Source organism: Rhizobium sp. 01L419 (genome assembly GCF_056400025.1).
In genome coordinates this window covers 16,558-30,031 of record NZ_JBFTSM010000037.1, presented here as the reverse complement: position 1 = coordinate 30,031, position 13,474 = coordinate 16,558, and the positions used below count along the sequence as shown (strand labels likewise).

The 13,474-nt window shown below is 61.5% G+C and carries 15 protein-coding genes; 1 reads left to right on the top strand and 14 read right to left on the bottom strand.

Translation table 11 applies throughout. From position 1 onward, the window contains the following. From AC1DUP_RS36100 to ccoN, 14 genes are all read right to left on the bottom strand, one after another. The coding region (locus tag AC1DUP_RS36100; protein ID WP_477837275.1) for a heme lyase CcmF/NrfE family subunit at window positions 1–830 on the bottom strand (830 nt) is incomplete at its 3' end. Continuing rightward, window positions 827–1,354, bottom strand: coding sequence for a cytochrome c maturation protein CcmE (gene ccmE / locus AC1DUP_RS36095; RefSeq protein WP_477837273.1), 528 nt, complete (start codon window positions 1,352–1,354; stop codon window positions 827–829). The genes ccmE and AC1DUP_RS36100, both read right to left, overlap by 4 nt. Next, on the bottom strand, window positions 1,351–2,502 hold the full coding sequence (gene ccmI / locus AC1DUP_RS36090; protein WP_477837271.1) for a c-type cytochrome biogenesis protein CcmI: 1,152 nt from the start codon (window positions 2,500–2,502) through the stop codon (window positions 1,351–1,353). The genes ccmE and ccmI overlap by 4 nt, the downstream gene beginning before the upstream one ends. A gap of 63 nt (window positions 2,503–2,565) precedes the next feature. Further along, complete coding sequence (locus tag AC1DUP_RS36085) at window positions 2,566–3,294, bottom strand: response regulator (protein WP_477837269.1); 729 nt, start codon at window positions 3,292–3,294, stop codon at window positions 2,566–2,568. Window positions 3,295–3,473: 179 nt separating this feature from the next. Next, a complete protein-coding gene (locus tag AC1DUP_RS36080; protein WP_113312157.1) occupies window positions 3,474–4,139 on the bottom strand; it encodes a Crp/Fnr family transcriptional regulator in 666 nt (221 codons plus the stop codon). A 23-nt stretch (window positions 4,140–4,162) separates the two neighbouring features. After that, window positions 4,163–4,321, bottom strand: coding sequence for a cbb3-type cytochrome oxidase assembly protein CcoS (gene ccoS, locus AC1DUP_RS36075; protein ID WP_113312158.1), 159 nt, complete (start codon window positions 4,319–4,321; stop codon window positions 4,163–4,165). Continuing rightward, window positions 4,318–6,600, bottom strand: a complete 2,283-nt coding sequence (locus AC1DUP_RS36070) for a cation-translocating P-type ATPase (RefSeq protein WP_477837267.1) — start codon at window positions 6,598–6,600, stop codon at window positions 4,318–4,320. The genes ccoS and AC1DUP_RS36070 overlap by 4 nt, the downstream gene beginning before the upstream one ends. Then, a complete protein-coding gene (locus AC1DUP_RS36065) occupies window positions 6,597–7,082 on the bottom strand; it encodes a FixH family protein (RefSeq protein ID WP_477837265.1) in 486 nt (161 codons plus the stop codon). The genes AC1DUP_RS36070 and AC1DUP_RS36065 overlap by 4 nt, the downstream gene beginning before the upstream one ends. Then, window positions 7,079–8,647: a cytochrome c oxidase accessory protein CcoG gene (gene ccoG / locus AC1DUP_RS36060; RefSeq protein ID WP_477837263.1), complete on the bottom strand. Its 1,569-nt coding sequence runs from the start codon at window positions 8,645–8,647 to the stop codon at window positions 7,079–7,081. Before ccoG ends, AC1DUP_RS36065 begins: the two co-directional genes overlap by 4 nt. A gap of 260 nt (window positions 8,648–8,907) precedes the next feature. Further along, a complete protein-coding gene (locus AC1DUP_RS36055) occupies window positions 8,908–9,093 on the bottom strand; it encodes a hypothetical protein (RefSeq protein WP_113301999.1) in 186 nt (61 codons plus the stop codon). Window positions 9,094–9,105: 12 nt separating this feature from the next. Continuing rightward, on the bottom strand, window positions 9,106–9,969 hold the full coding sequence (gene ccoP, locus AC1DUP_RS36050; protein ID WP_113301990.1) for a cytochrome-c oxidase, cbb3-type subunit III: 864 nt from the start codon (window positions 9,967–9,969) through the stop codon (window positions 9,106–9,108). Between the two features lies 1 nt (window position 9,970). Then, window positions 9,971–10,123: a cbb3-type cytochrome c oxidase subunit 3 gene (locus AC1DUP_RS36045; protein ID WP_112546975.1), complete on the bottom strand. Its 153-nt coding sequence runs from the start codon at window positions 10,121–10,123 to the stop codon at window positions 9,971–9,973. Between the two features lie 8 nt (window positions 10,124–10,131). Beyond that, window positions 10,132–10,866 carry a cytochrome-c oxidase, cbb3-type subunit II gene (gene ccoO, locus AC1DUP_RS36040; protein WP_477837261.1) on the bottom strand — a complete coding sequence of 245 codons (735 nt, stop codon included), beginning with the start codon at window positions 10,864–10,866 and terminating at the stop codon, window positions 10,132–10,134. Between the two features lie 8 nt (window positions 10,867–10,874). Next, window positions 10,875–12,497 carry a cytochrome-c oxidase, cbb3-type subunit I gene (ccoN, locus tag AC1DUP_RS36035; RefSeq protein WP_113301988.1) on the bottom strand — a complete coding sequence of 541 codons (1,623 nt, stop codon included), beginning with the start codon at window positions 12,495–12,497 and terminating at the stop codon, window positions 10,875–10,877. A 233-nt stretch (window positions 12,498–12,730) separates the two neighbouring features. Here ccoN and AC1DUP_RS36030 point away from each other — a divergent pair, with 233 nt between their 5' ends. Then, window positions 12,731–13,459 carry a helix-turn-helix domain-containing protein gene (locus tag AC1DUP_RS36030; RefSeq protein ID WP_113335313.1) on the top strand — a complete coding sequence of 243 codons (729 nt, stop codon included), beginning with the start codon at window positions 12,731–12,733 and terminating at the stop codon, window positions 13,457–13,459. Window positions 13,460–13,474 lie beyond the last annotated feature (15 nt).

Below are 13,474 nucleotides of genomic sequence, written 5' to 3'. Positions count from 1 at the left end.
AGCACCGTCCAGATCTTCAAGGCCTCGCGCTTTTCCATGACGAGGGCGGAGTGCAGGAGCGCGGTGCCGGCAAGCCAGGGCATGAAGGAGGCATTCTCCACCGGATCCCAGAACCACCAGCCGCCCCAGCCGAGCTCGTAATAGGCCCAGTAGGAGCCCATGGCGATGCCAAGCGTCAGGAAGGTCCAGGCGGCCAGCGTCCAGGGCCGCACCCAGCGCGCCCAGGCGGCATCGATGCGGCCATCGAGGAGGGCGGCAACCGCAAAGGAGAAACAGACCGAGAAGCCGACATAACCGAGGTAGAGCAGCGGCGGATGGATGGCGAGGCCGATATCCTGCAGCACCGGGTTCAGGTCCTTGCCTTCGGCAGGGGCCGGATCGAGGCGGGTGAAGGGATTGGAGGTCAGCAGGATGAAGAGGATGAAGGCGACCGAGATCCACGCCTGAACGGCGAGAACATTGGCCTTCAGCGTATCCGGCAGATTGCGGCCGAAGATTGCGACCAGCGCGCTGAACAGCGCCAGGATCAACAGCCAGAGCATCATCGATCCCTCGTGATTGCCCCAGACGCCGGAGTATTTGTAGATCAGCGGCACCAGCGAATGCGAGTTCTCCCAGACGTTCTGAACCGAGAAGTCGGAGACGACATGGGCATAGGTCAAGACGCCGAAGGAGAAGGTCACGAGGGCAAAGAGCAGGAGAGAGCCCAAGGGCGCCACATCCATCATCGCCTGATCGCTACGCCTTGCACCGATGACGGGCACCACCGACAGGACGATTGCGGTTGCGAGCGCCAGAACCAGCGCGTAATGGCCGATCTCGATGATCATGGCGTCGCCTTTGTCTCTTGCCCCTGGGCTTCCGGGCTCTTTGCGGCCTCACCCTTGGCTTCCTGCCCCTGTGCTACGGCTCCCTTGCCCTCTTCCCAGAGGCCCTGGGCCTTCAGCCTGTCGGCCACTTCCTTGGGCATATAGGTCTCGTCATGCTTGGCCAGCACGGTATCGGCGGTGAAGACAGGGCTGCCGGTCTCGAACGTGCCTTCGGTGACGACGCCCTGTCCTTCGCGAAACAGGTCCGGCAGGATGCCCTGGTAGCGGACATTGACGATCTCGCCGCTCGGATCGGTCACCGCAAAGCGCACCACCGAGCCCTCGCCGCGCATGACGCTGCCGCTCCCCACAAGCCCGCCGAGGCGGATGCGGGTGCCCGGTGCCACCGGCGTCTTGGCGAGATCGCCCGGCATGTAGAAATAGGCGACCGACTGGCTGAAGGCGAACATSACGAGCAGCACGGCGACAAGGATGAAGCTCATGCCGCCGGCAATCACCGCCAGGCGTTTCTGCTTGCGCGTCATTCCACCGATCCTTCCGTCGCGATGCCGAGTTCCTTGCCGAGCACCAGGAGCTGCCTGCCCTGATCGCCCGATGCCGGGAAGGCCGCAAGCCCGCGCTTCAGGGCAGTCGCGGCGCGATCCTTGTCGTTCAATACGGCGTAAGACCGGACAAGGCGCATCCAGCCCTCGAAATTATCAGGATCGGCAGACAGTTTGGCATCCAGGCTTTCCACCATGCCGCGGATCATCTGCTGCCGGTCGCCGCTGTTCATCGTCTTGGCCGCTGCGACATCTTCGGCCGTCGGGCCGCCGGGAGCCGCAGGCTGTGCGGCAGGCTCACCTGCAGAGGCGACCGCCGGGCCGCCGTTTTTGGCGATGTGCTCCTTGACCAGCGGCAGCCACGGCGCATCGGCCGGCGACTGCCTGGCGAGATCCTCGAAGGCACCCCGCGCCTCGCCGAGTCGGCCAGCCTGCTCCAGGCTCAGTGCGATGTAGAAACGCGCACGCGGGTTGTTCGGCTCAAGAGACAGTATTTGCTTGAGTTCATCAAGCACGTCTGTGGTCACCAGGCCGTTTGACGTGGCCATTAGCGTTTCCGACAGTCCCTCCAGGCGGGAGACATTGGCTCCGCCGAGGCGAAGCGCCGCACGATAGGCTTTTGCCGCGTCTTCGACCCTGCCCATCTTGAGATAAACCGGAGCGATGACGTCCCATCCGCGCCCGTCCTCAGGCTGACCGGCCAGGTGATCTTCCATCTTCTTCACGAGGATTGCGAGATCCTCGCCGGGCTCGGCGAGCCTTATGGCCAGCGGACGGGAGGGAAGATCGGGAGAGCCGAGCGAGACGTAAAGAGCGATGCTGAGCAATGGCAAGAACACGGCGATGGCGTGTTTCAGCCATCTGTCGGAGCGTTGCGCGGTCTGCGCCGGCCGGTTGTCATCCGCGGCCTTGAAGAGCCGGCGCGCCGTTTCTGCTTTGGCCAGTTCGTATTCGCCCGGCGAGATACGTCCGGAGGCGATATCCTCGTCAAGTTCGAAAAGCTGGTCGCGATAGACCTTGCCGGCATCCGCTTTGACGCTCGCTGCCTTCCGCCCCCCCGTTGAAAGCGGATGAAGCAGGATGGCAGTTGCTGCGGTCGTCATCACCGCGAGAAGAATCCAGATCGTCATTGGTATAGCCATAGTGGCTCGACACATAACCCCAGCAGCGGACCGGACATTGACGAGAATCAATTATCTCGATGTTCGTCCCGGTCGGCCGGTGAAGACATAACCGACGCCACGCACCGACTGGATGAGGTCCGGGCTCTTCGGATCATCCTCGATCTTCTTGCGCAAGCGGACGATCTGGGCGTCGATTGCGCGATCGAAGGCTTCGAGATTGCGGTTCCTCGTCATATCCATCAGCGTCTCGCGCGAAAGCACCCGGCCGGGATTGCGCACGAAGACCAGAAGCATGTCGAACTCGCCCGTCGTCAAGGCAATGTCCTCGCCGTGGGGCGAGGTCAGCCGCCTGCGCGACACAGCGAGAGACCAGCCTTCGAAGGCGATCGTTTCTTCTTCTCCATTGGCGGCGCGGGCACCGTCCGAGGATGTGCGCCGCCGCAGGATTGTCCTCAGACGAGCCAGGAGTTCCCTCAGATGAAATGGCTTGGCAATGTAATCATCGGCACCGACCTCGAGGCCGACAACCTTGTCCGTGACATCGTCCTGACCGGTCAGCATGAGAACCGGCACGTCGGATGTGCTTCGAAGCTCCCGCAACAATTCGAGACCATTTTCGCCGTTCGGAAGCACCAGATCGAGAAAAATTGCCGCGTAAGAGCCCCTGGCCAGTTCGGAACGCATCGCCGCACCGTTTGCGACGGCGTTCACCTTAAATCCATTGTCTTCGAAGTAACGCACCAGCATCTGCCTGATCCGTGCGTCGTCATCGACCACCAGAATACGGTCCGGTTCCATTGTCCTCGTTAATCTTGTTTCGTCTTGCCAATCAGATACCGCAGGAACTCGGGCAGCGCCACCGTTCCCGGCGCCGCATGCAGTGGTTTCAAGAAAAAGCTGGTGATGAACGTTCCGGACTGGTGGGCCCATCGCGGTAGCCCGACAACATTGCCCGTTGGTATCCGGCGTGATTGTCGCTAACAGGCCTGGCGCAGCAGCGCCACGTTTTCGATAAGCACCGTTCGACCCTTTACGTCGACCCCGCATCGTGTCAGGGCGGCAAACGCCCGTGACAGGGCCTCCGGTCCAAGCCCTAGTTTTCCAGCGAGAATCTGCTTCTTGTACGGAAGATGGAACGTCGCCTGAAGCGCCGCTTCCGGGCACTGGCGCAACAGGAAATTGGCCACACGCTGAGCCGCCGTGTGCAAACGATCGCCGGCCATGCCATCGAAGGCCTCGAGGAGATGGCGAGCCGATATTTTCAGCAGGTTGCGCTGGAACTGGGGGCACTTCTCGGCGAGTGCCCGCAGCGCCGCAGCCTCGAAGAGCATGAGGTCGCTCAAGGCGCCGGCGCAGGCGCCGTGCGCATAATTGCCGCCGAGCGCTATGACATATTCGCCGATGAAATCGCCCGGTTCGCAGACGCAGACGTCCGCCTCTTCCCCGCTCGATTCCCTTCGGGTCAACCTGACCACGCCACTTGCGACATAGAGCGCATGGATACCAGGATCCCCTTCAGCAAAAATCTCTTCGCCGGCTACATATGTGCGCCGCCTGGCGAGGACGGCAAGGCGCATTACAGTATCCTCGCTGAGCTCACCGAATAGGTCCGACTGCAAAAGCCGTTCGTTGTTGAAGAGCATCTATCTTTTCCTGGCTGATGCGCTCACGTGACGGTTGAATCGGAATCATCGTCGGCAAGCACCCGCCAGGAAGCGCCCTCCAGATCATCATACTGACCGCTTTTTAAGGACCAAAGGAACGCGGCAAGTCCGAGGCCGCCCATGAACAGGGCGATCGGGATCAGATAGAGGAGCATGTTCATATGACCTTGACCTCCTGGTCGCGGGCGAACTCAGGCATCGCCGGCAGAGGGGCGCTTCGCATTGTAAAGGCGTTCAGACGCAGGGCGTTGGTAACGACGATGATGGAGGAGGTGGACATCGCCACGGCCGCGATCAGCGGCGTCGCAAAGCCGGCGATCGCAATCGGCACGGCAAGGATGTTGTAGCCGATCGCAAGGGCGAAATTCTGCCGGATGAGCGCGGCCGAACGCCTGGCGATCCGTATCGCTTCGGGCACCGCATCGAGCCGTTCGTTGAAGAACACGAGGTCGGCCGCCTGGCGTCCGATGTCGGACGCGCTGGATGGCGCCATGGAGACATGGGCTGCAGCCAGGGCGGGCGCATCGTTGATGCCATCACCGACCATCAGAACCCGGCGTCCTTTCTCTCGCAAGGCCTCGCAGGCTTCCACCTTCTGCTTCGGCGTCAATGCGCCACGGGCGTGATCGACGCCGAGGCTGCGTGCCGTGCTTTCCACCACGGACTGGCGGTCCCCCGAAAAAATCAACGTCTGAAACCCGGCCGATTCCAGATCGGCGACCGCCTCGACTGCTCCGGGGCGAAGCGTGTCATCGAAGAAGAAGCGGGCCAGCGCTACCCCGTTTGCCGAAAGCACGACTTCGGAAAGCGGACTGTCTGATGTCGCGATATCGGCCTGTCCGCAAGCGAAAGACGCGTTTCCGAGCCTATAGACGACATCCCCACGAGAGGTTTCGAGGCCGCCGCCTGCAACCTCCACCACACGCCCGAATTGTTCGGCTGCGCCCGCCTGACGGGCGAGCGACTGCGAGAGAGGATGCCTGGAATGGTGAGCAAGCCCGGCTGCGATCGCGATGCTCCTGATATTATCGGCCTCCGTCCGCACGAGCCTTGGACGCCCCAGCGTCAGCGTACCGGTCTTGTCGAATGCGACGGCATCGACCTCCGCGAGCCGCTCGAGCGCCGAACCGTCCTTGACCATGACGCCCCTGCGAAAGAGTTCGCCGGCTGCAACGACCTGCACGACCGGGACGGCCAGCCCAAGAGCGCATGGGCAGGTGATGATGAGCACGGCAACGCCGACGAGCATCGCCTGCTTCCAGTCTCCGCCTATGATCCCCCAACTCAGAAACGACACCAGCGCGAGCAGATGCACGACTGGCGAATAGAGCGCCGCGGCCCTGTCGGCGATCCGCCGGTAGCGCGCCCGCCCCCCTTCCGCGGCCTCCATCAGGCCGATGATCTCGGCAAGCAGTGAGTTGCGTGCCAGCTTCGTCGTACGCACGATGAGCGACCCTGTCAGGTTCATCGCCCCGGAATGGACGTCCGTTCCCGGTTTCACGGCCACCGGGCTGCTCTCACCCGTCACGATCGACAGGTCGAGATCACTCTCGCCGCTGGCGACGATACCGTCGACCGGAATGCGGTCGCCGGCCGCCACGGCAATCTCGTCGCCGACGATAATCTCTTCGACCGCCGCGTAACGTCTCGACCCGTCGGCAGCCACCACCAGCGCCCCGCGCGGAGCAAGCCGCGCCAGCCCGTTGATTGCCGCGCGTGCCTTCTCGCGCATCACATGGTCGAGGGTCCGGCCGATCAGCAGGAAGAACAGCAGCGATACGGTGGCGTCGAACCAGGCATGCTCGCCGTGATGCATCGTCTCCCAGAGCGAAACGGCATAGGAGAGCGTGACGGCAAGTGAAATCGGCACGTCCATGTTCGTGCGGCCGCGCTTCAACGCATTCCAGGCCGACCGAAAGAAAAACCGGCCTGAATAGATGAGCGCAGGGGCCGCGATCATCGCCGAGATCCAATGGAACATGTCGCGTGTTGCGGCATCCGCGCCGGACCAGACGGAGACCGAGAGCAGCATGATATTTGCCGCGGCAAAGCCCGCAACACCCACCGCAAGGAGAAGCTGATTGCGTGTCTTGTCGCTTTCTAGTGCCATCCGCTCGAAGAGATGAACCCTGTATCCGGTCGCACTGATCGCGGCAATGATGCCGGTGGGATCGACTGGCCGGTCGTCCATGTCCTCGACATAGACGCAGCTCAGGCGCCTGGACGTCAGGTTCACCCTGGCCCGTCGCACATAAGGCAGGGCCTTCAAAGCCCGTTCGATGGTCGATATGCAGGCGCCGCAATGGACGTCGGGGACGCTGAGATCGAGCTGACGGAGCCCGCCGCCGAGCGCGTGACTGGCAAGGCCGATCTCCTCAGCGCTGAGGGAGGTCGTGCTCATCGCCAGGACACCATCCGCATTCATGGTACAGCAGGTCATTGGCCGAACTCCGCGGTGTCGATGCGAACGGCTTCGTGCATGACGATTTCGCCGCTGCGGCGCGAGGTCACTTCGACGATCCAGTCCCCGGCGGCGATCGCGTGATCCGCCTCGAACCGACCGTCAGAGAGTTTGGTCATGGCAACGCGAAAATCTTCGTGGTCGCCGACCGGCCGTTTGAAGTTGGCCACGACCTCATCGATATCAGCTGGCGAGCCGTCCCTGTTGCCGATGTCGTAGTGGATTTCACCGCCCTTCAGCGAAAGCCTGCCGGTAATCCCCGAGGCAGCCATCGCCTTCATGGCTGCTGCCTTCTGGTTGAACTCCTGGCTGGCGACATAGGTGTTTTCGACCACGAGGCCGCTCCAGCTCGACGAGGCGTACCAGGCCATCGTAAAGTTGACGGCGATGATAACGGCGAAGAAGGCACACGTCGTCAGCAGCATGTGCGTGCCGGTAAATCCTGGGGTGCGGGTGCTCATCTGACATCTCCTGGGGCGTTGAACGCGGCCCGATAGGTCGCTCGGTCGGCATGGTCGGCGTCTTCGATCGAAAAGAGGAATTCGCTGACGGCGCTGCTCGTCGGCTTGCGGGTGACGAAGACCTTGACCGTCGTGACGGCGTCGGGCGCGGCGTCGATGGTGAACCGACGTCCCTCCTCCTTGCCGAGCTCGGGAATCCGCATCGCCGCATCATCGATGCCCGACAGGGTCAGTTCGATCGTGCGCGGCTTGGGAACCATGTTGAGGACACGCAGCGTGTACCCGTTGCGGATCGATCCATCGCTTTCCAGTACATATTGAGGATTGCGGTCATGGACGACATTGAGCTCCAGCCGTTCGCGCATCGACAGGTGCACGAGCATGGCAATGCCGATGCAGGTCCAGACGCTCGCGTAAAAGACGACGCGTGGCCGGAAGATGATGCGCCAGTTGAAATGGCGAATGCCGTCGATAAACGAACCGTCCGGATTTCTGACGCGCGCCGGCTGGACCGGTGTCCGGCCGGCATCGGTGGCGATATTCATATTGCTCGCATATTCGCTGAGCGTCGCATAGGCGATCAGGCCGCGCGGTTTGCCGAGCTTGTCCATGACATTGTCGCAGGCGTCGATGCAGAGCGCGCAGGTGATGCACTCCATCTGCTGTCCATCGCGGATATCGATGCCCATCGGACAGACCGCAACGCAGGCATTGCAGTCGACGCAGTCGCCGACGGCCTGCCCCCCCGCTTGCGTCTTCTTGGCATGGCGCGAGCGCTGTTCGCCACGCCAGTCGTTATAAGTCACGACCAGCGAATTCTCGTCGAGCATGGCGCCCTGTATACGCGGCCAGGGGCACATATAGGTACAGACCTGTTCGCGCAGCAGCCCGCCGAAGACGTAGGTGGTCGACGTCAGAACGGCCACCGTGGCGTAGGCGATGGCAGGAGCCTGACCGGTGAAGAGCTCTTTGACGAGCGTCGGCGTGTCAGCGAAGTAGAAGATCCAGGCACCGCCGGTGAGGACGCCGATAACAAGCCAGATCGCGTGCTTGAACAGGCGCTTGCGGAGCTTGCCGAGCGTCCACGGCCCGGCGTCGAGCTTCATTCTGGCATTGCGGTCACCTTCGATGGCGCGCTCGACGACGAGAAAGAGGTCGACCCAGACCGTCTGCGGACAGGCATAACCGCACCATGCGCGGCCGACAGCCGAGGTAACCAGAAACAGCCCGAAGCCGGCCATGACCAGCAAGCCGGCGACATAATAGAATTCCTGCGGCCAGATCTCGATGAAGAAGAAAAAGAAACGGCGCGACGAAAGGTCGATCAGGATCGCCTGGTCGGGCGCGTAGGGTCCGCGGTCCCAGCGGATCCAAGGGGCAAGATAATAGATCGCAAGCGTGATCAGCATCACGATCCATTTGAATCGGCGAAAGCGTCCTTCGACCCGCTTGGGGAAGACCTTCTTGCGCGCTGCGTAAAGTGGCTGGCGGTTGCGGCGGGCGTTGACCGGCTCCGCGTTGACACGTTCCACTGACTTTGGATCGGGTGCTGTGTGGAGGTTCATGGGCCTGTTCCGATTTGCGACTGCCCTTCTCCTCCGTTTCCAGCTGACGATCCTTGATTCATATCAAGAACGTGGTTTGCACGGAGAAGGCAGGCGGGCAGGAGATGCAGCCCTGAGAGAGCCGGGCGACCGCCAGACATAGCCGGTTGCGTCCGATCGTTCTTTGCGCTCGATCAAGGAGAAAGGGCCGCATCCGGAGAGATGGACGCGGCCCTGGAGGACAACGGGGAGAAGCCGCTGGGACGTCCTCGTTTGCAGATCTAGCGGCTCGTCGGGTTGTGATCTTTGAGGCAGATCAAGCTTACGATCGAACTGCCGATCCTTGCGGGATCCTCCTGCTCACAGGCCGGCGGGGCGGACTTTGCACGCATCGACACACGCGAACGGATCACCGCGCGCGGGGTGCCATAAAGTGCAAGGAGTGCGTTATGGTCATGGTTCGTCATCATGCCGGCCCCTCATAGGCCGCCGCCGAGCGAGTGGACGAACACGGTGAGTTCCTTGACGGTCGTGTCCCCGAGGCGCGCGGACCAGGCCGGCATGACACCATGCTTCGGAGCCGCGACCTGGCGAGCGATGGCGTCCTCGCCCCTGCCCTTCAGCCAGATGGCATCGGCAAGATCAGGCGCGCCCATATCCGGCTTGCCCTTGGCATCCTCGCCGTGACAAGCCGCGCAATTATCGATGAACAGCTGCTTGCCGGGTTCCACGAGGGCTTCGTCCGATGGCTTGTTCGTCAGGCTCCAGACATAGGCGGCGACCTGCCGGATCTGATCCTTGTCGAGCATGTCGGCGAAGGCCGGCATTTCGGAAGCATGTGCCTCTGGGTCGCCGTCGAAACGGATGCCGTGGGCGATTGTCGTCTGGATGGAATCAAGGTCGCCGCCCCAGAGCCAGTCGTCGTCGTTGAGATTGGGAAAACCCGGCCCGCCACTTGCCCCCGAACCGTGGCACGGGGCGCAGTTGACCTTGAAGGCAGACGCGCCGCCGGCGATCGCAAATTCGCGAAGGGCCGGATCGGCGTCGATTTCCTGCACGGTCTTGGCGGCGATCATGTCGTGGAACCTCGTCTGCGACACCTTGGCCAGATCGAGGTCCTGCTGCAGTTCGGCGCGGCTGGAAAAACCGAAATAGCCTTTCGTGGCCGATGTGATCATCGGTATGGCCGGATAGGCGATGGCATAGCCGATGGCCCACAGGATCGTCGCGTAGAAAGTCCATACCCACCACCGGGGCATCGGATTGTTCAGTTCACGGATGCCGTCCCATTCATGGCCGGTCGTCTCCACGCCGCTGATTTCATCGATATGTTTGTCCGACATCTCAATCGTCCTTCAGAGGAATGTTGGCGGCATCCTTGGCGGCCTGCTTGCCGCCGGGACGGAGCGTAAAAATCACTGCTCCGATGAAGAAGGCCGTCATTGCCAGGAGGCCCCAGCTGTCGGCGAAGTGCCGCATTGCGGTGTAGGTTTCCATGTTTCACCTCATCGGTAGCCGGTGGCGTCGTCATAGGTCGAGAAGTCGACAAGCGTGCCAAGCATCTGCAGATAGGCCACCAGGGCGTCCATCTCGGTGAGCTTGGAAGGATCGCCGTCGAAATCGCCGACCTTGGCCTTGGGGTACCGCTCGAGCAGTGCTGTCGTATCGGCATTCGGGTCGGCCTGCGCCTTCATGTCCACCTCCGCATTGGCGATCATGTCGTCGCTATAGGGCACGCCGACATCCACATTCGCCTTGAGGTCCATGCCGACGTCCTTGACGGTGACCTCCTGCTCCCCGAGGAAGGCGTAGCTCGGCATGATCGATTCCGGCACCACGGCTCGCGGGTTCGACAGGTGCTGGACATGCCACTCGTTGGAGTAGCGCGCGCCCACGCGCGCCAGGTCCGGACCAGTGCGTTTCGAGCCCCATTGAAAGGGATGGTCGTACATGGATTCAGCGGCCAGCGAATAATGGCCGTAGCGCTCCACCTCGTCTCGGAACGGCCTGATCATCTGGCTATGGCAGAGATAGCAACCCTCGCGGATGTAGATGTTGCGACCTGCCAGCTCCAGCGGCGTATAGGGACGCATTCCCTCCACCTTCTCGATCGTGTTCTGCAGGTAGAAGAGCGGAGCGATTTCGACGATACCGCCGATGCTGACCACGAGCAGCGAGCCGACCAGAAGAAGGGTCGCGTTTTTCTCGAGGATCTGATGTTTGTCCAGGATTGATGCCATGTGTCACCTCACTCGGCAGCCTGTGCCTGCGGCACATAGGCAGAAGGAATTTCGGCTTCGTCGCGCAGATGGCCGCGGATGGTCATGAAAACGTTCCAGGCCATCACCAGGCCGCCGGCCAGGTAGAGACCACCGCCCAGCGTGCGCAGCACGTAATAGGGGAACATCGCAGCCACGGTTTCGGCGAAGGAGTAAACGAGGAAGCCCTGGGAATTATATTCGCGCCACATCAGGCCTTGCTGGATACCGGCGACCCACAGGACCGCCGCATAGACGACGATGCCGAGCGTTGCGAGCCAGAAGTGCCAGTTGACCATGCGCAGGCTGTAGAGGCGTTCGCGACCCCAAAGCTTCGGCGTCATATAGTAGATCGCACCGAAGGTGATCATGCCGACCCAGCCGAGCGCACCCGAATGCACGTGACCAATGGTCCATTCGGTGTAGTGGCTGAGCGAGTTCACGGTCTTGACCGACATCATCGGCCCTTCGAAGGTCGACATCCCGTAAAAGGCAATCGCAACGATCATCATGCGAATGATGGGATCCGTGCGGATCTTGTCCCACGCGCCAGACAGCGTCATCAGGCCGTTGATCATACCGCCCCAGGAGGGCATCCAGAGCATGATAGAAAAGACCATGCCGAGGGTCTGCGCCCAGTCGGGGAGCGCGGTATAGTGCAGGTGATGGGGTCCGGCCCAGATATACATGAAGATCAGTGCCCAGAAGTGGATGATCGACAGCCGGTAGGAATAGACCGGGCGGTTGGCCTGCTTGGGCACGAAATAATACATCATCCCGAGGAAGCCGGCGGTCAGGAAGAAGCCCACGGCGTTATGGCCGTACCACCACTGCGTCAGGGCGTCCTGAACGCCCGAAAACAGCGAGTAGCTCTTCGAGCCGAGGAAAGAGACCGGCACTGCGAGATTGTTGACGACGTGCAGCATCGCGATCGTCACGATGAAGCCGAGATAGAACCAGTTCGCCACATAGATATGTGGCTCCTTGCGCTTCAGGATGGTGCCGAGAAAGACGAGCAAGTAGGCAACCCAGACGATCGTCAGCCAGAGGTCGACATACCATTCAGGCTCGGCATATTCGCGCGCCTGGTTGATGCCGAGGACATAGCCGGTCGCGGCCATGACGATGAAGAGCTGGTAGCCCCAGAAGACGAACCAGGCGAGGCTGCCGCCGAACAGGCGCGCATGACAGGTGCGCTGGACGACGTAGAACGACGTCATGATCAGCGCATTACCGCCAAAGGCGAAGATCACCGCCGAGGTATGGACGGGCCGAAGCCTGCCGAAATTCAGATAGGGGGCGAGGTTGAGATCCGGGAATGCCAATTGGGCCGCAATCACAACGCCCACGAGGAAGCCGACGACGCCCCAGAACACGGTGGCGATCAGGCCGTAGCGGATCACCTCGTCGAAATAGCCGGTCAGATCGGCTTTCGGCAACCGGCCCGCCGGGGAGAAATCCACCTTTCTCACGAGAAGCAACGTTCCCGCGAAAAGGCAGAAGCTCAATATCCCCATGTGGATTGAAAATAGATGGTCGTGGGCGAAAGCAGCGCCAAGCAGTGCCAGGAATGCTCCCACGGCGACCACCATGGTTTCCGCAGTATAGTTCATGATGACGTCCCCAGTGCGCAGACGACCACAGGGCGGTCGCCTTTCTCGTACGTTGAGGAACGACTGTCACGACCCCCACAACCGCTCCTTGATCCAGGTCAACGAAGGCGTGGCTTTGTCCGTTGTTACAGACTGTTACAGAGTCTTACCCTTTGGCACCGTCCGCTCATTCCGCTGTGACTGAACACCTTTCTATTGGCCTCATAGTCAATCAGGGCACGGGGATTATCGGGATGTTGATGCAAGGCCACCAGGCATTCGAGAACGTCGATCTTGGCGCAAAGGCAGTTCAGGGCAACTGCCTGTCGGCGCTTTTCCAGATGTCGGCGACCGAAACGGTCGAGGCAGGAAAGGCGATCTGCTGGGAGGGGGATGCCGCACGGCATCTGTTCCAGATCACCGAGGGCGTCGTGCGTCTCCACCGCATCATCGGCGATGGACGCCGGGTCATCACCGCCTTCCACTTCGCCGGTGACGTTGTCGGCTCCTTCCTGCAAGGCGACTTCTTATTTACCGCCGAAGCAGTGACGGATTGCAAGATCCGCCGTCTCTCGCGCAAGCAGTTCCACGAGGAAGTTGAGCGCTCGGAGATTCTGCGGCCGGCCTATATCAATCTGCTCTGCAGGGAGACCGCGTCGGCCCACGATCAACTTGTGCTGCTATCCAGGAAAAATGCCGAGGAGCGCCTCTGTACCTTTCTCATGAAGCTTGCGACCCGTCACGGCGAATCACTCCACCAGGGGCTGCTCGAGGTGCCGATGAGCCGACAGGACATCGCCGATTATCTCGGCCTGACCATCGAGACCGTTTCCCGCTCGATCAGCAAGCTCGCCCAGAGGAAAATCGTCACTCCGGACGGTCGGCATAATCTGCGTATCGTCAATCTTGCCCGCCTCGCGCAGTTATCGGGCAATGTGGATGATTTTTCGGATAGAACCTGCCATAGGGGTAGCGTCCACTGATTGCGGAACGAACGT